This is a genomic window from Anaeromyxobacter oryzisoli, from assembly GCF_022690765.1.
Taxonomy (GTDB): domain Bacteria; phylum Myxococcota; class Myxococcia; order Myxococcales; family Anaeromyxobacteraceae; genus Anaeromyxobacter; species Anaeromyxobacter oryzisoli.
Genome location: NZ_JALCZA010000043.1, coordinates 1 through 21217, shown reverse-complemented (window position 1 = coordinate 21217; position 21217 = coordinate 1). Strand labels below are relative to the sequence as shown.

23 protein-coding genes and 1 tRNA gene are annotated in these 21217 nt (G+C 72.2%); 21 read left to right on the top strand and 3 right to left on the bottom strand.

Annotation, left to right across the window (positions count from 1 at the left end; genetic code table 11):
- Positions 1 to 143 precede the first annotated feature (143 nt).
- The gene (gene ppk1 / locus MNZ27_RS14310) at positions 144 to 2339 is read right to left on the bottom strand and encodes a polyphosphate kinase 1 (RefSeq protein ID WP_242394760.1); all 2196 of its coding nucleotides are present in this window, start codon (positions 2337 to 2339) and stop codon (positions 144 to 146) included.
- 164 nt (positions 2340 to 2503) lie between these two features.
- Positions 2504 to 2580 (bottom strand) — tRNA-Arg (locus MNZ27_RS14305).
- Positions 2581 to 2765: 185 nt separating this feature from the next.
- Between MNZ27_RS14305 and MNZ27_RS14300 the strand changes: the two genes are divergently transcribed.
- Positions 2766 to 3476, top strand: coding sequence for a NapC/NirT family cytochrome c (locus MNZ27_RS14300; RefSeq protein ID WP_242394759.1), 711 nt, complete (start codon positions 2766 to 2768; stop codon positions 3474 to 3476).
- Positions 3477 to 3479: 3 nt separating this feature from the next.
- Positions 3480 to 3728: a hypothetical protein gene (locus MNZ27_RS14295; protein WP_242394758.1), complete on the top strand. Its 249-nt coding sequence runs from the start codon at positions 3480 to 3482 to the stop codon at positions 3726 to 3728.
- Between the two features lie 354 nt (positions 3729 to 4082).
- On the opposite strand, the gene MNZ27_RS14290 is transcribed toward MNZ27_RS14295, so the two are convergent.
- Positions 4083 to 6344 (bottom strand): hypothetical protein, encoded by a 2262-nt coding sequence (locus MNZ27_RS14290; protein ID WP_242394757.1) that lies wholly within the window; start codon positions 6342 to 6344, stop codon positions 4083 to 4085.
- A 205-nt stretch (positions 6345 to 6549) separates the two neighbouring features.
- On the opposite strand from MNZ27_RS14290, the gene MNZ27_RS14285 reads away from it, so the two are divergent.
- The 19 genes from MNZ27_RS14285 to MNZ27_RS14195 form a co-directional block, all read left to right on the top strand.
- A complete protein-coding gene (locus MNZ27_RS14285) occupies positions 6550 to 7197 on the top strand; it encodes a response regulator (RefSeq protein ID WP_242394756.1) in 648 nt (215 codons plus the stop codon).
- 202 nt (positions 7198 to 7399) lie between these two features.
- Positions 7400 to 7960, top strand: coding sequence for a YceD family protein (locus MNZ27_RS14280; RefSeq protein ID WP_242394755.1), 561 nt, complete (start codon positions 7400 to 7402; stop codon positions 7958 to 7960).
- 39 nt (positions 7961 to 7999) lie between these two features.
- Positions 8000 to 8179, top strand: coding sequence for a 50S ribosomal protein L32 (gene rpmF / locus MNZ27_RS14275; protein ID WP_242394754.1), 180 nt, complete (start codon positions 8000 to 8002; stop codon positions 8177 to 8179).
- Positions 8180 to 8185: 6 nt separating this feature from the next.
- Entirely contained in the window at positions 8186 to 9271 is a 1086-nt protein-coding gene (gene plsX, locus MNZ27_RS14270) for a phosphate acyltransferase PlsX (protein WP_242394753.1), read from the top strand.
- 20 nt (positions 9272 to 9291) lie between these two features.
- Positions 9292 to 10272, top strand: coding sequence for a beta-ketoacyl-ACP synthase III (locus MNZ27_RS14265; protein ID WP_242394752.1), 981 nt, complete (start codon positions 9292 to 9294; stop codon positions 10270 to 10272).
- 23 nt (positions 10273 to 10295) lie between these two features.
- Complete coding sequence (fabD, locus tag MNZ27_RS14260; protein ID WP_242394751.1) at positions 10296 to 11237, top strand: ACP S-malonyltransferase; 942 nt, start codon at positions 10296 to 10298, stop codon at positions 11235 to 11237.
- Positions 11238 to 11255: 18 nt separating this feature from the next.
- Positions 11256 to 12005: a 3-oxoacyl-[acyl-carrier-protein] reductase gene (fabG, locus tag MNZ27_RS14255; RefSeq protein ID WP_242394750.1), complete on the top strand. Its 750-nt coding sequence runs from the start codon at positions 11256 to 11258 to the stop codon at positions 12003 to 12005.
- A gap of 41 nt (positions 12006 to 12046) precedes the next feature.
- Positions 12047 to 12286: an acyl carrier protein gene (gene acpP / locus MNZ27_RS14250; RefSeq protein WP_242394749.1), complete on the top strand. Its 240-nt coding sequence runs from the start codon at positions 12047 to 12049 to the stop codon at positions 12284 to 12286.
- Positions 12287 to 12376: 90 nt separating this feature from the next.
- Positions 12377 to 13621, top strand: coding sequence for a beta-ketoacyl-ACP synthase II (gene fabF / locus MNZ27_RS14245; RefSeq protein ID WP_242394748.1), 1245 nt, complete (start codon positions 12377 to 12379; stop codon positions 13619 to 13621).
- A 106-nt stretch (positions 13622 to 13727) separates the two neighbouring features.
- A complete protein-coding gene (gene rpiB, locus MNZ27_RS14240) occupies positions 13728 to 14171 on the top strand; it encodes a ribose 5-phosphate isomerase B (protein WP_242394747.1) in 444 nt (147 codons plus the stop codon).
- Positions 14172 to 14274: 103 nt separating this feature from the next.
- Positions 14275 to 15528, top strand: a complete 1254-nt coding sequence (locus tag MNZ27_RS14235) for a serine hydroxymethyltransferase (RefSeq protein ID WP_242394746.1) — start codon at positions 14275 to 14277, stop codon at positions 15526 to 15528.
- A 3-nt stretch (positions 15529 to 15531) separates the two neighbouring features.
- Positions 15532 to 16005: a transcriptional regulator NrdR gene (gene nrdR, locus MNZ27_RS14230; RefSeq protein ID WP_242394745.1), complete on the top strand. Its 474-nt coding sequence runs from the start codon at positions 15532 to 15534 to the stop codon at positions 16003 to 16005.
- Positions 16002 to 17210, top strand: a complete 1209-nt coding sequence (gene ribD / locus MNZ27_RS14225) for a bifunctional diaminohydroxyphosphoribosylaminopyrimidine deaminase/5-amino-6-(5-phosphoribosylamino)uracil reductase RibD (protein ID WP_242394744.1) — start codon at positions 16002 to 16004, stop codon at positions 17208 to 17210. The genes nrdR and ribD overlap by 4 nt, the downstream gene beginning before the upstream one ends.
- Positions 17211 to 17222: 12 nt before the next feature.
- Entirely contained in the window at positions 17223 to 17873 is a 651-nt protein-coding gene (locus MNZ27_RS14220) for a riboflavin synthase (RefSeq protein ID WP_242394743.1), read from the top strand.
- Positions 17870 to 19204, top strand: coding sequence for a bifunctional 3,4-dihydroxy-2-butanone-4-phosphate synthase/GTP cyclohydrolase II (locus MNZ27_RS14215; RefSeq protein WP_308197963.1), 1335 nt, complete (start codon positions 17870 to 17872; stop codon positions 19202 to 19204). Before MNZ27_RS14220 ends, MNZ27_RS14215 begins: the two co-directional genes overlap by 4 nt.
- A complete protein-coding gene (gene ribH / locus MNZ27_RS14210) occupies positions 19201 to 19692 on the top strand; it encodes a 6,7-dimethyl-8-ribityllumazine synthase (RefSeq protein WP_242394742.1) in 492 nt (163 codons plus the stop codon). The genes MNZ27_RS14215 and ribH overlap by 4 nt, the downstream gene beginning before the upstream one ends.
- A 5-nt stretch (positions 19693 to 19697) precedes the next feature.
- Positions 19698 to 20126 (top strand): transcription antitermination factor NusB, encoded by a 429-nt coding sequence (gene nusB, locus MNZ27_RS14205; protein ID WP_242394741.1) that lies wholly within the window; start codon positions 19698 to 19700, stop codon positions 20124 to 20126.
- On the top strand, positions 20126 to 20704 hold the full coding sequence (locus MNZ27_RS14200) for a peptidase M17 (protein ID WP_242394740.1): 579 nt from the start codon (positions 20126 to 20128) through the stop codon (positions 20702 to 20704). Before nusB ends, MNZ27_RS14200 begins: the two co-directional genes overlap by 1 nt.
- A 78-nt stretch (positions 20705 to 20782) precedes the next feature.
- The coding region (locus MNZ27_RS14195) for an Hpt domain-containing protein (RefSeq protein WP_242394739.1) at positions 20783 to 21217 on the top strand (435 nt) is incomplete at its 3' end.

Below are 21217 nucleotides of genomic sequence, written 5' to 3'. Positions count from 1 at the left end.
CCGCTTCTTCGTCGGATCACGGGATCCGGCCGACGGGCCACGGGAACCGGCTCACGGGTCACGCGAAGCCGGTGACGGTGACGGTGACGGGCACGGAACACGACACGGGCGTCCCGTGCCGGACACGCGGGGGGCAACCCTCGTCACGCACCCGGCACGCGCCGCACCGTCCGGCGCTCCAGCAGCTCGGCGCGGCGGGCGATGAGCTCGGCCTGGCTGTCCACGGCCGGCTCGCCGGGCCGGGGCGAGAGCCGCTCGTAGGTGCCGTCCGGCCGCATCCGCCGCGCCCGCACGTTGTCCTTCAGGTAGGTCTCGAGGACGTCGTCCCGCAGGTAGCGGACGAGCTCGGGATCCGTCACCGGGAAGAGCACCTCGACCCGCCGGACGAGGTTGCGGTGCATGAGGTCCGCGCTCCCGAGGTAGACCTCCTCCGCGCCCGCGTTCCGGAACCAGAAGATGCGGCTGTGCTCGAGGAACCGCCCGACGATGCTCGTCACGCGGATCCGGTCGGTGAGCCCCGGCAGCCCCGGGCGCAGCGAGCACACGCCGCGCACGAGCAGGTCGATCCGCACCCCCGCCCGCGCCGCCCGCATGAGCACCTCGATCATCTCGCGCTCGACGACCGCGTTCACCTTGAAGACGAGGTGACCGCCGCGCCCGGCGCGGGCGTGCGACACCTCGCGGTCGATGAGCTCGAGGAGCCGCTGGCGCAGATCGAGGGGCGCGACGAGGAGCTTGCGGAAGGTCGCGCCGCGCGAGTAGCCGGTCAGGTAGTTGAAGAGCTGCGTCGCGTCCTCGCCGATCTCCGGATCGGCGGTGAAGAACCCGAGGTCGGTGTACGCGGTGGCGGTGACCGCGTTGTAGTTCCCGGTCGAGAGGTGGACGTAGCGGGCGAGGCGCTCGCCCTCGCGGCGCACCACCAGGGCGATCTTGCTGTGCGTCTTCAGGCCGAGGAGGCCGTAGATGACGTGGACGCCCTCCGCCTCGAGCGCCTTCGCCCAGCCGATGTTGCTCTCCTCGTCGAACCGCGCCTTCAGCTCGACCAGCACCGCGACCTGCTTCCGGTTCTGGCTCGCCTCGAGGAGCGCCTCCACGACGGGTGAGTTCCGGCCCACGCGGTAGAGCGTCTGCTTGATGGCGAGGACCTGCGGGTCGCGGGCGGCCGCGCGGAGGAAGTCCACGACCGGCGTGAACGAGTGGAAGGGGTGGTGGAGGAGGAGGTCCCGCCGGCGGATCGCCGCGAAGACGTCCTCCTCCTCCTCGTCCTCGCCGACGCGGGGCGGGCGGGCCGGGACGAAGGCGGGGAAGCGGAGATCCGGGCGATCCACGCTCGACAGCGCCGACAGCCCGGCGAGCGCCAGCGGCGCCTCGACGGCGTAGACGTCCCGGGGATCGACCCCGAGGTTCTCGACGAGCAGCTCGCGCACGCCCGCCGGGATGCTGGGCGTGACCACCAGCCGGACCACCGAGCCGAACCGGCGCTCGCGGACGCCGCGCTCGATGCTCGCGAGCAGGTCGGCGGCCTCCATCTCCTGGATCAGCATCTCCGCGTCGCGCGTGACGTGGAACGGGTGGACCCCCATGATCTCGAGGCCGGGGAAGAGCCGGTCCACGTTCGCGGCGATGAGCTGCTCGAGCCACACGTAGGTGTGCGGGTGGACCGCGCCGTCCTCGCCGCGCCCCGCCCGGCCGAGCGGGACGAGGCGCGGGAGGGTGTCGGGCACCTTGATGCGCGCGAACCGCTCGACGCCGCCGTCCCGCACCACGACCGCGAGGTTCAGGCTCAGGTTGGAGATGTGGGGGAAGGGGCGGCCCGGGTCGAACGCGAGCGGGGTCAGCACGGGGAAGACCAGCTCGTCGAACCAGGCGCGGGCCGCCGCGAGCTGGTTCTCCTTGAGCTGCGGCCAGTCGAGGAGGTTCACGCCGGCGGCGGCGAGCTGGGGGACGAGCTCGTCGTGCAGGCAGCGGGTCAGCTCCTGGGAGAGGCGGAGCGTCTCGCGGCGGATCGCGGCGAGCTGCTCGCTCGGGGTGAGCCCGTCGAGGCTCGTCTCGGCGAGGCCGGCCGCGAGCTGCTGCTCCAGCCCCGCGACCCGGATCATGAAGAACTCGTCCAGGTTCGAGGCGACGATCGAGAGGAACTTCACCCGCTCGAGGAGCGGGTTCGCCGGATCCCGGGCCTCGTCGAAGACCCGCCACTGGAACTGGAGCAGCGACAGCTCGCGGTTCACGTAGAGGCGGGGATCCGAGTAGTCGGGCTCCGGCTCCGGGGGAGCGGGGCGGACCGCGGGGGCGCCTGGCACGGCCGGGCGCTGGGGAAGGGAGAGGTCGGGCGAGTCCATGGCGCCTCGGCTGAGGGCGCGGCGCTCACGCGCCGCGCCACCAGCGATCCTTGCCGGAGCGCAGGGATCCCGCCATGCCCCGCGGCCGTGCGGACCCGCCGGGGACGCGCGACGCCGAAAAGAGAAAGGCCGGGGCGCCTCTTCGGCACCCCGGCCCCTGAAACTGGCGCGCGATACAGGATTCGAACCTGTGGCCTTCGGCTCCGGAGGCCGACGCTCTATCCAGCTGAGCTAATCGCGCTCGCGGCGGCGTATCTAGTTCACCCTCCCTGGAAACGCAAGCAGCTTCGCGGAAATCCGGCGCACCGGCGTGGGCGCCACCAACCCGGCGCGCTCGCCCGGGCCAGCGCGAGCGCGGCAACCCGCGAGCGAGCCCGCAGGTGCGGCTGAGAGTCGCAGTTGGTTGTTGAAGATCAACCCGCGCACATGTTAGTGAAACAAATCGTGCCACCCATCCACACGATGGAGCAGTTGCTCCAGGTCACGGCCCTGGTCGCTGCCGCGATCTCGATCCTGATCCTGGCCTGGTACCTCATCCGGCGGCCGCCGCTCGGCCGTTCGACCAAGATCGTCCTGCTCTTCGGGCTCGGCGTCATGCCGCTCGGCACCGCCCTCACCGGCAACATCTCCGGGTTCGAGTACACGACGAACCGGAAGTTCTGCGCGTCGTGCCACGTGATGCTCCCCTACACGCAGGACGCGGAGGATCCGAAGTCGAGGAGCCTCGCGGCGATCCACAGCCGCAACACCGCGTTCGGCGAGGAGAGCTGCTACACGTGCCACGCCGACTACCAGATGTTCGGCACGATGACGACGAAGGTGAACGGGCTCAGGCACCTCTTCTACTACGTCACCGAGTACGCGGACTCGGGCCCCTACGGCGAGAAGGGGCCGCGCATCCACATGTACAAGCCGTTCCAGAACGCCATGTGCACGCGCTGCCACTCGACGGCGGCGCCGCGCTGGTCCGCCGTCGAGGACCACCAGGGCATGCTCGAGGACATCCGGTCGGGCCAGCTCAAGTGCGTCGAGTGCCACGGCGGCAAGAACGTGCACCCGCGCTCGTTCACGCACGGCGGGAACGGGCGTCCCCCGGTCGCCGAGGCCGCCGCGCCGGCGCCGGCGGGGAAGGAGTAGGCGATGTTCGGGATCTCCAGGCTGACGATCCGGCGACTCGTCCTCGTCTCCGCGATCCTGACGCTCGTCTCGCTCGGGCTGATGATCGTCTCGATCGTCTTCCCGAACCCGTTCCTGCTCGTGCTGGCGATGAGCCTCGGCCAGCTCTTCGGGACCAGCTCGCTCGCGCTCTACCTCCTCGCGATCGTGCTCGATCTGCAGGGCTTCGGCGAGCACGAGGAGCTCGGCGCGCGCGAGGAGGACTCGGACTGAGCATCGGGCGCGCGCCGCCCGTGCTCGGTGACCGTCACCGTGCCCGTGACCGTCACCGATCCCCGTGCCCGCCTCCCGTGTCCCCTGGCCCGTGTTCCGCGGCCCGGATCCCGTGATCCGTCGGACCACGGTGGAATGGGGCCACGGGCCACGGGATCCGGTTTTTCACGGGTCACGGAGAAGCCGGTGACGGTGACGCACGACGGAGCACGGGAGCTCATCCCGTCACCGTGCCCGTGCCCGATCCCGTGCCCGCCTCCCGTGCCCCCTGGCCCGTGATTCCCCCCGAAAAACGAACCGGCCGTCCCCGCGCGGAGGCGAGGACGGCCGGTGGCGATCTGCGAGCCGGTCAAGCTACCCGGCGTTATAGCAGGTGCACGGCGTCGTGCCGTCGCACGCCGCGCGCGTCGTGGTGCTGGCGCAGGACAATCCAGGGCAGCAGCTGTCGAACGTTCGCGGCGAGCAGCTCAGGCCGTTGCCGATGCAGGTGGGATACGTCGGCGGCACGTCGCACGCGCAGCCGGTCGCGCCGGCCGGGCAGGCCTCGACGGCCCCGGTGCTGCTCGTAGTGACGCAGGCGAGGTCGCTGCAGCAGTCGTTGTCGGAGCTGCAGGCGTAGGAGCTGCTGCCGCAGGAGACGGGCGCGACGCAGACGCCGTTGGTGCAGGTCTGGGCCGAGTCGCAGCAGGGCGTGGTGTTCGAGCAGGCCCCGCCGGTCTGGGCGCAGGTCGGGACCGCGGTGGTCTGGCAGGTGCCGCTGGTGGCGCCCTGGGGGATCGCGCAGCCGTAGCCGCTGCAGCAGTCGGCGTTGGAGCTACAGCTCGCGCCCGCGCCGAGGCACGGGGTGCGGCAGAGGCCGCCGTTGCAGATCAGGTTCTGGCCCGGGCAGCAGTCGCCGTTCCACGAGCAGGCGCCGCCGGCGGTGACGCAGGTGGTGGGGGGCGCCTTCGCCTGGCAGAACCAGCCCTGCTCCACGATGTAGGTGCAGGGGCCGTCACAGCACGTGTCCGAGCTTCCCGTGCAGGCGCTCCCGGTCGCCTTGCACGTCGGTGGCGGCGGCGGGGTCGTGCAGCGGTAGTCGCCCTTCGCGTCCGGCACGCAAGGGATCCCGCCGCAGCACTGATCCTTGAACTGGCAGATGTTGCCGGCGGCGATGCAGCACTGCGGATTGTTGGCATCGTAACCGGTGGGGCAGGTGGTGCTCCCGCCGCCGAAACAGCGCATGACGCCGTTCGAGTCCCCCTTGCAGACCGCCTTCTGGCCGTCGCAGCAGTTCTGGGAGCCGTTGACCTTGGTGGAGGTGGCGCACGTTCCGTTCGTGCAGGTCCAGGAGCAGCAGTCGGCATCCGAGGTGCAGGCGACGCCGGCGTCGGTGCAGGTGGTACCGCCACAGAGGTTGCCCGGCGGATTGCACGACTGACCGTTGGTGCAGCGGTAGTCGTACTTGGTGGAGGTGTTGGGGGCGACCGGCGGGTCGGTGTTGCAGACCACGCCGTACTGGGTCGGGGTGCTCGAGCTGCTCCCGCCGCAGCAGGACGCATTCGCGTCGCAGTACTCGCCGGTCATCCGGCAGCCGCCCGCCGGGGCGCAGACGCTCACGCCGGACCCCATGTCCTTGCAGATGCGGGTGCAGCAGGTGGACCCGCCGGTGCAGGGGTTGCCGCCCTCCGTGCAGCCGCCGGACGGCTGGATGCAGCGGCCGGGGGTGGGGCTGACGTTGCTCGCGGGGTTCGGCCAGGTTGCGTCGCACATCCCCGAGCAGCACTCCTTGCCTGAGTAGCAGATGTCGCCGTAGGCCTGGCACGAGTAGGCCTGGACGCAGACGCCGCCCTTGCAGTTGCTGGAGCAGCAGTCCGTGCCGGCGCTGCACGTCTCACCCAGCGTCTTGCAGCTGAAGTTGCTCGAGGGCTGAAGCGCCTGGCAGGTTACCGACGCTACACCGCTGTTGGGGCACGACCCGGAGCAGCAGTCGCTCGCCGCCGTGCACTGCGCCCCGTCGGGCTTGCACGCCGCGAGGGCGCAGGTGCCGGTCGGGGAGCCTGCGGCGGTGGGCGTGCAGGAGAGGGTGCAGCAGTCGGTGGGGGTCGAGGTCGAGCAGGCCGCGCCCACCGGCTTGCAGTAGTCGGCGGTGACGCATTTCGCCGTGGACCCGTCGCAGCGGCCGGAGCAGCAGACCGCGTTCGAGGCGCAGGGGTCGCCGACGTTCCCGCAGGAACCGGCGGCGGGCGCGACACACGTCCCGTTCGGATCGCAGGTCGCGGTGCAGCAGTCGGAGTTCGCGGTGCAGGCCGCGCCGAGGTCCTTGCAGGAGCCAGTTCCCTGGACGCAGATCCCCGCCGAGCACGAGCCCGAGCAGCAGACCGCCGCCATGTCGCAGCTCGCGCCGAGGTTCTGGCAGGAGCCAGCATCCTGGACGCAGCGGCCCGACGCGCACGACCCGGAGCAGCATTCACCACCGGCCGTGCACGCGTCCGAGAGCTGCTTGCACGTGCCGCCGCCGCCGCCCCCTCCGCCGCCTCCCTTCGAGCAGGCGCCCAGCGCGAACGCGAGCGCCGCCAGGGCGACGACGGACAGTTGACTGAGACGCGAACTGAGACCGCGGCGCGTTCGTGACATGGATGGCTCCTCGTGAACCTGGACGAAAAGTGAGCGTCCAAGTTTCGGATATTCTCGTTGGGAGTCAACTGTTTCCGGTGTGCGCGGGGGTGTGCGCCTGGTGACGAGCCGCGCCGTCGCACGGCGAGACCCCGCTCCTTGACCCGCGACGGCTCGCGCTGCTACTGCTCGTGATCGAATCCGGTGAGGGGTTCAGGGAGCACCCATGGCCATCCGGGCGATCGCGGTCGAGGACGACGACGCGGTCTCGAAGCTCATCGCGCAGGTCCTCGTGTCGCACGGTTACGAGGTCTGCGGGACGGCCGCGAGCGGTGAGGAGGGGGTGGCGCTGGCGCGACGTGAGCGGCCGGACGTCGCGCTCGTGGACCTCGGTCTCCCGAAGATGAGCGGCGAGGACGTCATCGCGACGATCCGCCGGGAGCTCCCCAAGACCGCGTGCATCGCGCTCACCGCGGTGGACATCCCCGCGCGCGTCCTTGCGGCGATGCGCGCGGGCGCGGCCGGTTACATCCTGAAGCCCTTCCACGCGTTGGACATCGCGAAGGCCGTCGAGGAGGTCGTCTCCGGCGACGCTGCGCCCATCAGCCCGCGTGCCGCCAAGGTGCTGCTCCAGGAGCTGCGCGGCGATCCGCCCGAGCAGAAGGCGAAGGACGGCCCGGCCCTCTCGAAGCGCGAGCTCGAGGTGCTGCAGCTCCTCGTCCACGGCCACACCTACGCGGACGTCGCGCAGGCGCTCGGGATCGCCGAGGGCACCGTCCAGACCTACGTGAAGCGGATCTACGAGAAGATGGACGTGTCCACCAAGGCCGAGGCGGCGCTCCTCGCCGTCGCGCGCGGCCTCGTGAAGCCCTGAGCGGCGCCCGGAGCCGCCGCCGTCGATTCCGAAGTCAGCCGCGGCGGGGCGTATGGTGCGGGCCGCTCCCCCGCGCGGGCTAGACAATCCATCTTGCGGGACGAGGGGTTACGTGTGGGGGCGGCGCCGTCCGGGCGTACCTTGACTTCCCCTGATCGGCCCCTATAATGAGGCCCTTTTTTCGCCTCGGGAAGCCGTATAAATGCGCGTCAATATTGACGAAATCAAGGAGGCCGGACTCCGCCGCGACTGGGACGTCTCCCGCGAGGCGATCGACGCGATGGTTGCGGGCGACCAGGCCGGATACCGGGCGGCTGCCCCGGCGCATTTCGAGGCGAAGCTCGACAAGTTCGAGCGGCGGGTGCGCGTCGCCGGGCAGGGGCGGGTGGGGTTGACGGCCCCCTGTGGCCGATGCCTCTCGCCCGTGTCGGTGGATGTGCCCGTCGATTTCGAGTTGACGCTGGTCCCCGCGGACGAGTACGTGGACGAGCCCCGCGGCGAGAAGGATCGGAACACCGGACCGGCGGCGGGGAGCTTCGAGCCGGGGCAGGCCGAGGAAGACGTGTACACGGGCAAGGTGATCGACTTCGATCCGATCGTCCGTGAGCAGCTCCTCCTCGCGTTGCCGAGCTACCCGGTCTGCAAGGAAGACTGCAAAGGACTCTGCCCCGTGTGCGGGGCGAACCTCAACGATCGCGAGTGCGGCTGCGATCGGCACGTTCCGGACCCGCGCTGGGCGGGGCTCAAGAACGTGAAGCCGTGAACGGCGGCCGCAAGCCGACCGAAGAGAAGGAGAAGGACCGTGGGCGTTCCGAAGAAGAGGACGAGCAGCATGCGCCGCGATCGACGTCGCGCCGCGAACTTCAAGCTGAAGCCGCTCAACGTCGTGAAGTGCCCGAAGTGCAAGGAGCCCGTGCTCCCGCACCGCGCGTGCCCGTCCTGCGGCACGTACAAGGGCGAGCAGATCACCGAGGCGACATAAGCCCCGATGGCCGAGAAGATCGCGCCCGTCGCCGTCGATGCGATGGGGGGAGATCACGCCCCCGGCGCGATCGTGCAGGGTGCCATTAACGCAGCGCGTAAGGGGCTCGCCGTCGTCCTGGTGGGGCCCGAGGCGCGCGTGCGCGAGGAGCTCGCGCGGCGCCGGGCGGGCCGGGATCTCCCCATCGAGGTGCATCACGCGTCCGAGGTGGTCGAGATGTGCGACCACCCCGGGCAGGCGATGCGCCGCAAGAAGGACAACTCCATCCGCGTCTGCTTCGAGCTCGTGAAGTCGGGCGAGGCGTGCGCGATGGTCTCCGCCGGGAACTCCGGCGCGGTGATGGCGGGGGCGATCTTCGTCCTCGGCAGGCCGGCCGGGGTCGAGCGGCCGGCGATCATCTCCGTGCTGCCGGCGCTCAAGGGCGCCCCGCTCCTCCTCGACATGGGCGCGGTGGTGGACTGCAAGCCGAGCCACCTCGTCCAGTTCGCGCTGATGGGCGAGGTGTACGCGCGCCGCGTCATCGGCGTCCCCCGGCCGAAGGTCGCGGTCCTCTCCAACGGCGAGGAGGACTCGAAGGGCACCGATCTCACCCGCGCCGCCGCCGCGGCGCTCCGCAGGGCGCCCATCCAGTTCGTCGGCTACTGCGAGGGGCGCGACCTCCTCACCGGCGAGATCGACGTCATCGTCACCGACGGCTTCACGGGCAACGTCGCCCTGAAGACCATGGAGGGGACGGCGAAGGTCGTGGGCGAGTACCTCAAGCGCGCCTTCCTGAGCACGGCCGTCTCGAAGATCGGCGGGCTGCTCGCGAAGCGGTCGCTCGAGGAGATGAAGCGCCGGCTCGACTGGCGCGAGGTCGGCGGCGCGCCGCTGGTGGGCGTGAACGGCGTCGGGTTCATCGGCCACGGCCGCTCCGACGCCCTCGCCGTCGAGAACGCGATCCGGCGCGCCCGGGAGGCGGCCCGGACGCGCTTCACGGAGGAGATCGCGGCCGCCGTCGCGCCGACGGAGGCGCTGCTCGCCGCCGACGCCTCCACGCCTCCGCCGGGCGAGCCGCACCCCGCGTCGCGCACCGCGTCGCGGGAAGCCTGAACCCAGAGGGACACACGACAATGCGCTCGCTCATCGCAGGCACCGGGTCCTACGCGCCCGCGAAGATCCTCACCAACGCGGACATCGAGAAGCTCGTCGACACGAGCGACCAGTGGATCGTCGAGCGGACCGGGATCCGCCAGCGCCACGTCGCGGCCCCCGAGGAGGCGACGAGCGATCTCGCCCTCGCCGCCGCGCGCCGGGCGCTCGAGTCGGCGAAGCTGGACCCCGCCGACGTCGAGATGATCGTCGTCGGCACGGTCACCCCCGACTACCAGTTCCCGAGCGTCGCCGCCGTCGTGCAGGGGAAGCTCGGCAACAAGAAGGCGTTCGCCTTCGACCTCACCGCCGCGTGCGCGGGCTCGCTGTACGCCCTCTCGATCGCCGACCGGTTCGTCTCGACCGGCGCGGTGAAGAACGCGCTGGTGATCGGCGCGGACGCCCTCACCCGGATCACCGACTGGACCGACCGGAACACCTGCATCCTCTTCGGCGACGGCGCGGGGGCGATGGTGCTCCGCCCGACCGACGAGCCGGGCCGCGGCGTCCTCACCACGCGGCTCCACACCGACGGCTCGCTCGTGTCGATCCTGCTCATGCCGGGCGGCGGCTCGCGCGACCCCCTCTCGCAGAAGGTCCTCGACGAGCGATCGCACTTCGTGAAGATGAACGGCCGCGAGGTCTTCAAGGTCGCGGTCCGGGCGCTCGTGGAGAGCTGCCGCGAGGTGCTCGCCGCCGAGGGGCTCACCCCGGCCGACGTGAAGCACGTGATCGCGCACCAGGCGAACAAGCGGATCCTGGACGCCACCCTGGAGCGGCTGGAGATCCCGGCCTCGCGGTGCTGGATGAACCTGGAGAAGTACGGGAACACCTCCGCCGCGAGCGTCCCGATGACGCTCGACGAGGCCAACCGCGCCGGCTGGTTCCAGCCGGGCGACCCCATCTTGATGATGGCGATCGGCGGCGGCATGGCCTGGGGCGCGAGCATCGTGCGCTGGTAGCGCGGGGACGGAGGACCATCGAGATGGGCAAGCTCGCGTTCGTGTTCCCCGGCCAGGGCTCGCAGTCGGTCGGGATGGGGAAGGAGCTCTTCGACGGCTTCCCGGAGGCCCGCGCGGTCTTCGAGGAGGTGGACGCCGCGCTCGGCGAGAAGCTGTCCGAGCGGTGCTTCACCGGCCCCGAGGAGTACCTGAAGCTCACCGCCAACACCCAGCCGTCGATCCTCACGGTGTCCGCGGCGGCGGCGGCGGTCCTCGCCCACCAGGGGATCGTCCCGGATCTCGTGGCGGGCCACTCCCTCGGCGAGTACTCCGCGCTGGTCGCGGCCGGCGCCTGCGGCGCGGCGGAGGCCGCGAAGGCGGTCCGCGCCCGCGGGACGTTCATGCAGGAGGCGGTGCCGCAGGGGAAGGGCGCCATGAGCGCCGTCCTCGGGCTCGCGCCGGCGAAGGTGGCCGAGCTCTGCGCGGCGGTGGCGGCCGAGAGCGGCGAGGTGGTGTCGCCGGCGAACTACAACGAGCCCGGGCAGACCGTGATCGCCGGCGCCGCCGGGGCGGTGGAGCGGGCGGGCGAGAAGCTGAAGGCGGCGGGCGCGAAGCGCGTGCTGCCCCTCCCGGTGTCCGCCCCCTTCCACTGCGCGCTCATGGAGCCGGTGAAGGCGCGCCTCGAGCCGGTGCTCCGGGGGATCGCCTGGCGCGCCCCGCTCCGCCCCGTCGTGACGAACGTCGAGGCGAAGCCGAACGGCGACGCGGCCCGGATCGTCCCGCTCCTGGTGGCGCAGGTGACCGCGCCGGTGCGCTGGATCGAGATCGTCGAGGAGCTGGTCCGGCAGGGCGTCACCCGCGTGGTCGAGGTCGGGCCGGGCCGGGTGCTCTCCGGCCTCGCGAAGCGCATCGACCGGTCGATCGAGACCCTCAACGTCGAGGACCGGGCGTCCCTCGAGAAGACCCTCGCCGCCCTCCGGGCGTAGCGGAAGGAAGCGCCGCCGATGCACGACTTCAAAGGCAAGGTCGCCCTCGTCACCGGCGCGTCGCGCGGCATCGGACGCGCCATCGCCCTCGCGCTGGCGCGGGGCGGCGCGAGCGTGGCGCTCAACTACGCCGGCAACGACGCGGCCGCCGCCGAGGCGCTCGAGCTCGTGCAGAAGGCGGGCGCGCCGAAGGCGAAGCTCTACAAGTTCGACGTGGCGGATCCCGCCGCCTGCGGCGCGGCCGTCGAGGCGGTCGTGGCCGACCTCGGCGGGCTCCACGTCCTCGTGAACAACGCCGGGATCGCCGTGGACCAGCTCGTCATGCGGCTCAAGGACGAGGACTGGAACCGGCAGCTCCAGGTGAACCTCACCGGCACCTTCAACCTGATCCGGGCGGCGGCGCGGCCGATGATGAAGGCCCGCGGCGGCGCCATCGTGAACCTCTCGTCGGTCGTCGGCGAGATGGGGAACGCGGGGCAGGCGGCCTACGCCGCGACGAAGGCGGGCATCCTCGGGCTCACGAAGTCCGTCGCCCGGGAGCTCGCCTCCCGGAACATCCGGGTGAACGCCGTCGCGCCGGGGTACATCGACACGGACATGACGGCCGGCCTGCCGGAGGCCGCGAAGGCGAAGATGAAGGAGCTGATCCCGCTCGCGCGGCTCGGCAGCGCGGAGGACGTGGCCAACGCGGTGGCGTTCCTCGCGAGCGAAGAGGCGTCGTACGTGACCGGGGAGACCCTCCGCGTCAACGGCGGCATGTACATGTAGCCGCGTCGCGGCTGCTCACACGCACCAACGAGGAGGAAGCCATGTCGGCCAACATCGAGCAGAAGGTGAAGAACATCATCGCGGACCAGCTGGGCGTCGGCGAGGACGAGATCAAGATCACCTCGTCCTTCATCGAGGACCTCGGCGCGGACTCGCTCGACATCGTCGAGCTCGTCATGGCGATGGAGGAGGAGTTCGAGGTCGAGATCCCGGACGAGGAGGCGGAGAACATCAAGACCGTCCAGGACGCGGTGAACTACATCACCACGCACAAGAAGTAGCGTTCGGCGTCCGTCGCGCCGCGCGCGGGGGCGAGGCCGGGGGGCCTCGCCGCCCTCGACACTTTCATTTCAGCGGACAGAGGTGAAACCATGAGCAGGCGTCGCGTGGTCGTGACCGGGCTGGGGCTCGTGTCGCCGGTCGGCATCGGGGTCGAGGCTTCCTGGAGCGCGCTCGTCGCTGGCAAGAGCGGCATCGGGCCGATCACCCTCTTCGACGCGTCGACCTTCCCGACCCGGATCGCGGGCGAGGTGAAGGGCTTCGACCCGACGCAGTTCATGGACCGCAAGGACGCGCGCCGGAACGACCGGTTCATCCAGTTCGCGCTCGCCGCCGCGGACATGGCCGTGAAGGACGCCGGCCTCGACATGTCGAAGACCGATCCCGAGCGCGCCGGCTGCATCGTCGGGGCGGGGATCGGCGGCCTCGGGACGATCGAGGCGGAGCACAAGGTCTTCCTCGAGAAGGGCGTCCGGAAGATCGGCCCGTTCTTCATCCCGTCCCTCATCATCAACCTCGCGCCGGGCCAGATCAGCCTGAAGCACGGCCTCAAGGGGCCGAACCTCTCGCCGGTCTCGGCGTGCGCGACGGGCAACCACTCCATCGGCGACGCGTTCATGTACATCGAGCGCGACATGGCCGACGTCATGGTGACCGGCGGCTGCGAGGCCACCGTCAGCGCGCTCGGCATCGGCGGGTTCTGCGCCGCGCGGGCGCTCTCCGAGCGGAACGACGCGCCGGAGAAGGCGAGCCGGCCGTTCGACACGGGGCGCGACGGCTTCGTGGCCGGCGAGGGCTCCGGCATCCTCGTCCTCGAGGAGTACGAGCACGCGCGCAAGCGCGGCGCCCGGATCTACGCCGAGATCGTCGGGTTCGGCGCGTCGGCGGACGCGTACCACGTCACCTCGCCCGCCCCGGGCGGCGAGGGGGGCGCCCGCGCGATGCGGATGGCGCTCCGGGACGCGGGCATCGCCCCGGAGCAGGTCGGCTACATCAACGCGCACGGCACCTCGACGCCGGCCGGCGACATCGCCGAGTGCCAGGGCATCACCACCGTCTTCGGGGCGCACGCGACCGACCGGAAGCTCATGGTCTCCTCGACCAAGTCGATGATCGGCCACCTCCTCGGGGCCGCCGGCGGCGCGGAGGCGGTCATCTCGGTGCTCGCCATCGCGAGGGGCGTCCTGCCGCCGACGATCAACGTCGAGCAGCAGGATCCCGAGTGCGCCCTGGACGTGATCCCGAACACGGCGCGCGAGGTCCGGGTGGACTACGCGATGTCGAACTCGTTCGGGTTCGGCGGCACGAACGCCGTCGTGCTGTTCAAGCGCGTGTGACGACTGCGCGGGGGAGGGCGCCGGCGCGCCCCCGCGCTCCGGCGCCGCTCCGGCGCTTCAACCGACGCGCCGACCTGCTCGCGCGGGTCGGCCCGAGAGGACGAGGATGGCGGATCGCGTGATCGCGGGCTCCGACCACGCCGGGCGGACGCTCCGGGCGGAGGCGGTGAAGGTGGCGAAGGCGGAGGGGTTCGAGGTGGAGGATCTCGGGCCCTTCAGCGCGGACAGCGTGGACTACCCCGACTACGCGCGGGCGGTGGCCGAGGCCGTGGCGCAGGGGCGGGCGCGGCTCGGCGTCCTCGTCTGCGGGACGGGCATCGGGATGTCGATCGCCGCGAACAAGGTCAAGGGCGTGCGGGCGGCGCACTGCGGCACCGAGTTCGAGGCCCGCATGGCGCGCGCCCACAACGACGCCAACGTCCTCTGCATGGGCGAGCGGGTGCTGGGGCTCGGCGTGGCCGCGGCCATCGTGAAGGCCTTCCTGGAGACGCCGTTCGAGGGCGGCCGCCACGAGCGGCGCGTCCAGAAGATGAAGGACCTCGAGGGCTGACCGGGACGCCGCCCGCCCGGCCGGCGCCGGGCCGAGGCCGTTGCCTCACCTACACCGGCGCGGTATGAACGCGCATCCACCGCTTTTCCCTGGAGAGATCCGAATGATGTCCACGCAGCGCCTCGCCGAGGTCGATCCCCAGATCGCGAAGCTCATCCGCGAGGAGACCCGCCGCCAGGCGGAGGGGCTCGAGCTCATCGCGAGCGAGAACTTCGTGTCGCCGGCCGTGCTCGAGGCCCTCGGCTCGACCCTCACCAACAAGTACGCCGAGGGCTACCCCGGGAAGCGCTACTACGGCGGCTGCGAGGTGGTGGACCAGGTGGAGCAGCTCGCCATCGACCGGGCGAAGCAGCTCTTCGGCGCCGAGCATGCGAACGTGCAGCCGCACTCCGGATCGCAGGCCAACATGGCGGCCTACTTCGCGCTCGCGAAGCCCGGCGACACCCTGCTCGCGATGAGCCTGAACTTCGGCGGGCACCTGACGCACGGCTCGTCCGTGAACTTCTCCGGCCGGCTCTTCAAGATCGTCCCCTACGGCCTCAAGCAGGGCGACGAGACGATCGACATGGACGAGGTGGCCCGCCTCGCCCGCGAGCACAAGCCCCGGATCATCATGGTCGGCGCGAGCGCCTACCCCCGCACGCTGCGCTTCGACCGCTTCGCCGAGATCGCGCGCGAGGTCGGCGCGGCGATGGTGGTGGACATGGCCCACATCGCGGGCCTGGTCGCCGCCGGGTGCCACCCGTCCCCGGTCCCGTACGCCGACATCGTCACCACCACGACGCACAAGACGCTGCGCGGCCCGCGCGGCGGCATGATCCTCACCCGCGAGGCGCACGCGAAGGCGCTCAACTCGCAGATCTTCCCCGGCATCCAGGGCGGCCCGCTCGAGCACGTCATCGCCGCGAAGGCGGTGGCGCTCGGCGAGGCGCTCCGGCCCGAGTTCAAGACGTACCAGCGCCGGATCGTGGAGAACGCGCAGGTCCTCGCCGAGGGGCTCAAGTCGGCCGGGCTCCGGCTGGTCTCCGGCGGCACCGACAACCACCTCATGCTGGTCGATCTCCGGCCCAAGAAGCTCACCGGGAAGATCGCCGAGGAGGCCCTCGGGAAGGCGGGGATCACCGTCAACAAGAACATGATCCCCTGGGATCCCGAGAAGCCGATGACGACCTCCGGGATCCGGGTCGGGACGCCCGCCCTCACCACCCGCGGGATGGGCGCGACGGAGATGACGCTCGTGGCCCGGCTCATCGGGCGCGTCCTCGACGCGCCGTCGGATCCGGCGAACCTCGCGAAGGTGCGCGGCGAGGTCAAGGATCTCTGCGCGCACTTCCCGATGTACGTGGATCGACAGTAGGCGATGCGCTGCCCGTTCTGCGGCCACCTCGAGGATCGCGTCGTCGACTCCCGCGAGACGCAGGACGGGCAGGCCACGCGCCGGCGGCGCGAGTGCGCGGGCTGCGAGCGCCGGTTCACGACGTACGAGCGGATCGAGGAGATCCTGCCGCACGTCGTGAAGAAGGACGGGCGGCGCGAGCCGTTCGACCGGCGCAAGATCGTTGAGGGCGTCGCCACCGCCTGCCAGAAGCGGCCGGTCTCGGCGGAGCAGGTGGAGGCCCTGGTCTCCGGGGTGGAGCGGCAGCTCCTGGAGATCGGCGAGCGGGAGATCCGGACCACCGTCATCGGCGAGCTGGTGATGGAGCGGCTGCGGTCCCTCGACGAGGTGGCCTACGTGCGCTTCGCGTCGGTCTACCGCGCGTTTCGCGACGTGGGCGAGTTCATGACCGAGCTCGAGGGGCTCCAGCGGAAGCCGGGCGGGGAGGATCTCGCGTGACGCGGACCCTCGCGCGCGCCGGCCGGTCGCGCCCGGCGTCCGCTCGCCGGCGCGCGGTCCGGGACGCGCTCTTCGACCAGACGGTCGCCGAGTTCTTCATGCGGCTCGCCGTCCGGGAGGCGCAGAAGGGGCTCGGGCGGACCAGCCCGAACCCCGCGGTGGGGGCGGTGCTCGTGAAGAACGGCCGGGTGATCGCCCGCGGCCACCACGCGCGCGCCGGCGGTCCCCACGCCGAGGTCGTCGCCCTCCGCGCGGCGGGCGGCCTGGCCCGGGGGGCGGACCTCTACACGACGCTCGAGCCCTGCGATCACCAGGGCAAGACCCCGCCCTGCTCCCTCGCGATCCTCGCCGCCGGCGTGCGCCGCGTGTTCGTGGGGTCCCGGGACCCGAACCCGCTCGTGAACGGGCGGGGGGTCGCCCGCCTCGAGCGCGGCGGGATCACGGTGGTGCGGGACGTGCTGCGCGACGCGTGCGATCGCGTGAACGCGCACTGGTTCACCTGGATCACCGAGGGGCGCCCGCACGTCACCCTCAAGGCGGCGGTGACCCTCGACGGCCGGATCGCGACCCGGACCGGCGACGCCCGCTGGGTGACGGGCGAGGCGGCGCGCGCGTGGGTGCACCGGCTCCGCGACCGGGTGGACGCGGTGCTGGTCGGCGCGGGCACCGCGCGGGCCGACGATCCGGAGCTCACGACCCGCCTGCCGGGCGGCCGCGGCCACGACCCGGTCCGCGTGGTCCTCGACACCGACCTCGAGCTGCCGGCGCGCCTGAAGCTCTTCCACCCCCGCTCCGCGGCGCCGACCCTGGTCGCCCACGCGTCGTCCCGCGCCCGCCGGTTCGGCCCGGGCGTCGAGCTCCTCCGCTGCCGGCGCGCCCGGGGCGGCGGCGTGGAGCTCCGCGACCTGCTCGCGAAGCTCGCCGCGCGCGGCGTCACCCACGTCCTCGTGGAGGGCGGCGCGCACGTCCACGCCAGCTTCCTCGAGGCGGGGCTCGTGGACCGGGTCGCCGTGATCGTCGCGCCCAAGCTCGCCGGCGCCGACGGGCTCCCCCTCGTCGCGCGGCGCGGCCCGGCGCGCATGGCGGACGCGCTCCGGCTCTCCGGGGTGCAGGTGGAGCGGCTCGGGGACGACGTGCTCGTCGCGGGCGTCCCGGCGGCCGAGGGACGGCGCGGCGCGTTGGCGAAAAAAGCGGGACGAGGCTAGGATCGCGACGAAATGTTCACGGGTCTGGTCTCCGACGTCGGGGTGGTGGAGCGCATCGCTCCGCGGCAGGGTGGCGCTCGCGTGACGCTCCGCCCGACGGCCCTCCCGGTGGACGAGCTCGCCCTCGGCGAGAGCATCGCCTGCTCGGGCGCCTGCCTCACGGTGGTCGAGCGCGGCGGCGGCCTCGTCTCCTTCGACGCGGTCCCGGAGACGCTCTCGCGCACCACCCTCGGCGGGTGGCGCCCCGGCACGAAGGTGAACCTCGAGCGCGCCCTCGCCCTCGGCGACCGCCTCGGCGGTCACCTCGTGTCCGGCCACGTGGACGCGGTCGGCGAGGTGCTGCGCCGGGTCCCGGAGGGGCAGGGCGCGCGCCTCACCATCTCGCTGCCGCCCGCGATCGCGCCGCTCGTCGCCGAGAAGGGCTCGGTGGCCGTGGACGGCGTGTCGCTCACGGTCGCCCGGGTGACCCGGACCGAGCTCGACGTGGCTCTCATCCCCGAGACGCTCGCGCGGACCACGCTCGGCGCGGTGGCGGCGGGGGCGAAGGTGAACCTGGAGGCGGACGTGGTGGCGCGCCACGTGGCGCGCCTCCGCGAGTTCGAAGACCTCTCCGGCGCGCAGCTCGCGCGCTGGGGCTACGGCAGCACGGGAGGCGCGGCGTGAAGGTCGGGAAGGATCACCAGCAGCACGCCGTCGAGCGGGTCGAGAAGGCGATCGCGTACTTCCGGGCCGGCAAGATGGTGATCCTCACCGACGACGAGGATCGCGAGAACGAGGGCGACCTCGCCATGGCGGCGGAGAAGGTCACGCCGGCGGCGGTGAACTTCATGGCCCGGTACGGGCGCGGGCTCGTGTGCCTGTCGCTGACCGAGGAGAAGGTCCGCCGGCTCCGGCTGCCGCTCATGGTGGACGAGAGCTCCAACACCTCGAGCTTCGGCACCGCCTTCACCGTCTCGATCGAGGCGAGCGAGGGCGTGACCACCGGCATCAGCGCGAAGGACCGCGCCCACACGATCCAGACCGCCGTGAAGGACGGCGCCCGCCCCGAGGATCTCGCGCGCCCCGGTCACGTGTTCCCGCTCCGCGCCCGCCCCGGCGGCGTGCTCGTCCGCGCCGGCCAGACGGAGGGCTCGGTGGATCTCGCGCGCCTCGCCGGGATGAAGCCGGCGGGGGTCATCTGCGAGGTGATGAACGACGACGGGACGATGGCGCGCATGCCGGAGCTGGAGAAGCTCTCGGCGGCGCACGACCTGCCGATCGTGTCGGTGGCGGATCTCATCTCGTACCGGATGCTGAAGGACACGCTCGTGCGGCGCGGCGCGGAGGCCCCGCTGCCGACCCTGTACGGCCAGTTCCGGGCGGTCGCCTACGAGAACGACATCGACCACCACCAGCACGTGGCGCTGGTGATGGGGAGGTGGCGCGACGGCGAGCCGGTCCTCGTCCGCGTCCACTCGAAGTGCCTCACCGGCGACGTGTTCGGCAGCGAGCGGTGCGACTGCGGCCCCCAGCTCCACGCGGCGCTGGAGCAGATCGCCCGCGCCGGGAAGGGCGTCCTGCTCTACCTCGACCAGGAGGGGCGGGGCATCGGCCTCGTCAACAAGCTCAAGGCCTACAACCTCCAGGACCAGGGCTACGACACGGCCGAGGCGAACGTCCAGCTCGGGTTCAAGCCGGACCTGCGCGACTACGGCATCGGGGCCCAGATCCTCCGCGACCTCGGCGTCCGCAAGATGCGGCTCCTCACCAACAACCCCAAGAAGATCATCGGGCTCGAGGGGTACGGCCTCGAGGTCACCGAGCGCGTGCCGATCGAGATGCCCGCGACCCTGACCAACCGCGCCTACCTCCTCACGAAGCGCGACAAGCTCGGCCACCTCCTCACCCTCGGGGCCCCCGCGCCGTCCTCCGCGCGCGCGGCGGGGAGGGCGCGCGCCCGGAAGGCGGCGCGGCCGGCGCGGGGCCGGGCCACGCACGAAAGGACCAAGCGATGAACGTCTACGAGGGCTCCCTCGTCGCGACCGGCCTGAAGGCCGCCGTGGTCGTGGCGCGGTTCAACTCCCTGATCACCGAGCAGCTGCTCGAGGGCGCCGCGGACGCGCTGCGGCGCCACGGCGTGAAGGACGCGGACGTGGACGTGTTCCGCTGCCCGGGCACGTTCGAGCTCCCCGCGCTCCTGCGCCGGGTGGCGGCGAGCGGTCGCTACGACATGGCGATCGCGCTCGGCGCCGTGATCCGCGGCGGCACCCCGCACTTCGAGTACGTCGCGGCCGAGACGACGAAGGGCGTCGCCCAAGTCTCGATGGAGGCGGGCTGCGCGGTGGCGATGGGCATCCTCACGTGCGACACGATGGAGCAGGCGCTCGAGCGCGCCGGCGTGAAGGCGGGGAACAAGGGCGCGGAGGCCGCCGCGGCGGCCATCGAGCAGGCGAACGTGCTGCGCGAGGCGGGGAAGCTCCCGCCGGCGCGGCGGGTGGAGTGACGGCGGTGTCGAGGCGGACGAAGGCCCGCGAGCGCGCGGTGCAGGCGCTCTACCAGATCGACGTGGCGGCGGAGGGCATCGACGACGCCCTCTCCCGGTTCTGGAAGAGCTTCGAGCCGGTGGAGCGCGAGGTGATGGACCTCGCCGAGGCGCTGGTGCGCGGCGTCGCGGCGCACCGGCGGACGATCGACGCCACGATCGAGCAGGTGTCCACCAACTGGCGGCTCGATCGCATGGCGAAGGTGGACCGGAACGTCCTGCGGCTCGCGGTGTACGAGCTGCTGGAGACGGACGTGCCGGTGAAGGTGGCCATCGACGAGGCCATCGAGCTCGGGAAGAAGTACGGTTCCGAGAGCTCGGGGGCGTTCGTGAACGGCGTGCTCGACAGGGTGGCCGCGGGGCTCCCTCCCGAGCGGCGACGCGGGGCGAGGTGATGCTGAAGATCGAGGTGGCGGACCTGGGGCTCCCCGCGATCGACACGCTCGACGTGGACGCCCTCGCGATCTTCGTCGGCCCGGAGCGGCCGCTGCAGGGGTTCGCCGGGTTCGCCGACTGGCGGATGTGCGGCGCCATCTCGCGGGCGATCCGCGGCGGCGTGTTCGGCGCGACCCCCGACGAGGCGCTCCTCATCCCGTCCGCCGGCCGCATCGCGCCCGGCCGGATCTTCTGCTTCGCCCTGCCGCCCGCCGTCCCGCTCGCGCCCGACGCGTTCCTCCACGCGTCGCGCCAGGCCTGCGAGGCGATGGCCAAGGCAGGCAGCGAGACCTTCGCGACCGCCTTCCCGCCGTACGCGGGCGATCTGCCCACCGCGTGCAAGCTGTGGCTCGAGGCGAGCCTGGTCCGTCCGGTGCGCCGGCAGCTCCTCCTCGGCGACGCGCGCGCCCTCCAGCGCGAGCTCGTCGCCGCCCGGACGGCGCTGGGCGTCGAGGTGGAGATCCTCGCGCCGCCGTCGCGCGTGGAGATGCCTCCGCGCGCCCGCGCCTTGCCCCATGTGGGCGCCGTGATACGCTGACGCGCGAGGGGTTCACCGGGGGGACGCGCTCCCCGCCCGCTCGCGCCGGGCCCGCTCCGGCGGCAGCACCTGCCCGGCATGGCCGATCGGACCCACAAGGCGCTCAACGAGTTCGTCGCCGAGGCGCAGGAGACGATCGACGCCCTCGGGCGCGAGCTGCTGCGGCTCGCCCGCGCCGGCGCGGACGAGCCCGACCCGGACGTCCTGAACGCCGTGTTCCGCGGCGCGCACTCGTTGAAGGGGCTCTCGTCGATGTTCGGCGTGGAGCGGATGGCCCGCCTCGCGCACGCGCTCGAGGACGTGCTCGACGACGTGCGGATGGGGCGGCGGCCGCTCGATCCCGCCGCGCTCGACCTGCTCCTCGAGGCCCCCGAGCTCTTCTCCCGGATCCTCGCCGAGGAGGCGTCCGGCGCCGCTCCCCGCACCGCCGAGGCCGCGGCGCGCCTCGCGGAGCGGCTCCGCGCCCACGCGGCGCCGGCGGCCGCGGCCGCGGAGCCCGCCGAGGGGCCCGCG

What these genes read in the sequence shown, in the direction of transcription:
- MNZ27_RS14280 (WP_242394755.1), top strand. Translation starts at nt 7,400, where the DNA reads ATGCGCGTCAATATTGACGAAATCAAGGAGGCCGGACTCCGCCGCGAC.
- fabG (WP_242394750.1), top strand. Translation starts at nt 11,256, where the DNA reads ATGCACGACTTCAAAGGCAAGGTCGCCCTCGTCACCGGCGCGTCGCGC.
- MNZ27_RS14200 (WP_242394740.1), top strand. Translation starts at nt 20,126, where the DNA reads ATGCTGAAGATCGAGGTGGCGGACCTGGGGCTCCCCGCGATCGACACG.
- MNZ27_RS14300 (WP_242394759.1), top strand. Translation starts at nt 2,766, where the DNA reads ATGTTAGTGAAACAAATCGTGCCACCCATCCACACGATGGAGCAGTTG.
- MNZ27_RS14285 (WP_242394756.1), top strand. Translation starts at nt 6,550, where the DNA reads ATGGCCATCCGGGCGATCGCGGTCGAGGACGACGACGCGGTCTCGAAG.
- MNZ27_RS14290 (WP_242394757.1), bottom strand. Translation starts at nt 6,344, where the DNA reads ATGTCACGAACGCGCCGCGGTCTCAGTTCGCGTCTCAGTCAACTGTCC.
- MNZ27_RS14265 (WP_242394752.1), top strand. Translation starts at nt 9,292, where the DNA reads ATGCGCTCGCTCATCGCAGGCACCGGGTCCTACGCGCCCGCGAAGATC.
- nrdR (WP_242394745.1), top strand. Translation starts at nt 15,532, where the DNA reads ATGCGCTGCCCGTTCTGCGGCCACCTCGAGGATCGCGTCGTCGACTCC.
- MNZ27_RS14220 (WP_242394743.1), top strand. Translation starts at nt 17,223, where the DNA reads ATGTTCACGGGTCTGGTCTCCGACGTCGGGGTGGTGGAGCGCATCGCT.
- plsX (WP_242394753.1), top strand. Translation starts at nt 8,186, where the DNA reads ATGGCCGAGAAGATCGCGCCCGTCGCCGTCGATGCGATGGGGGGAGAT.
- fabF (WP_242394748.1), top strand. Translation starts at nt 12,377, where the DNA reads ATGAGCAGGCGTCGCGTGGTCGTGACCGGGCTGGGGCTCGTGTCGCCG.
- ppk1 (WP_242394760.1), bottom strand. Translation starts at nt 2,339, where the DNA reads ATGGACTCGCCCGACCTCTCCCTTCCCCAGCGCCCGGCCGTGCCAGGC.
- MNZ27_RS14295 (WP_242394758.1), top strand. Translation starts at nt 3,480, where the DNA reads ATGTTCGGGATCTCCAGGCTGACGATCCGGCGACTCGTCCTCGTCTCC.
- ribH (WP_242394742.1), top strand. Translation starts at nt 19,201, where the DNA reads ATGAACGTCTACGAGGGCTCCCTCGTCGCGACCGGCCTGAAGGCCGCC.
- fabD (WP_242394751.1), top strand. Translation starts at nt 10,296, where the DNA reads ATGGGCAAGCTCGCGTTCGTGTTCCCCGGCCAGGGCTCGCAGTCGGTC.
- acpP (WP_242394749.1), top strand. Translation starts at nt 12,047, where the DNA reads ATGTCGGCCAACATCGAGCAGAAGGTGAAGAACATCATCGCGGACCAG.
- rpiB (WP_242394747.1), top strand. Translation starts at nt 13,728, where the DNA reads ATGGCGGATCGCGTGATCGCGGGCTCCGACCACGCCGGGCGGACGCTC.
- MNZ27_RS14235 (WP_242394746.1), top strand. Translation starts at nt 14,275, where the DNA reads ATGATGTCCACGCAGCGCCTCGCCGAGGTCGATCCCCAGATCGCGAAG.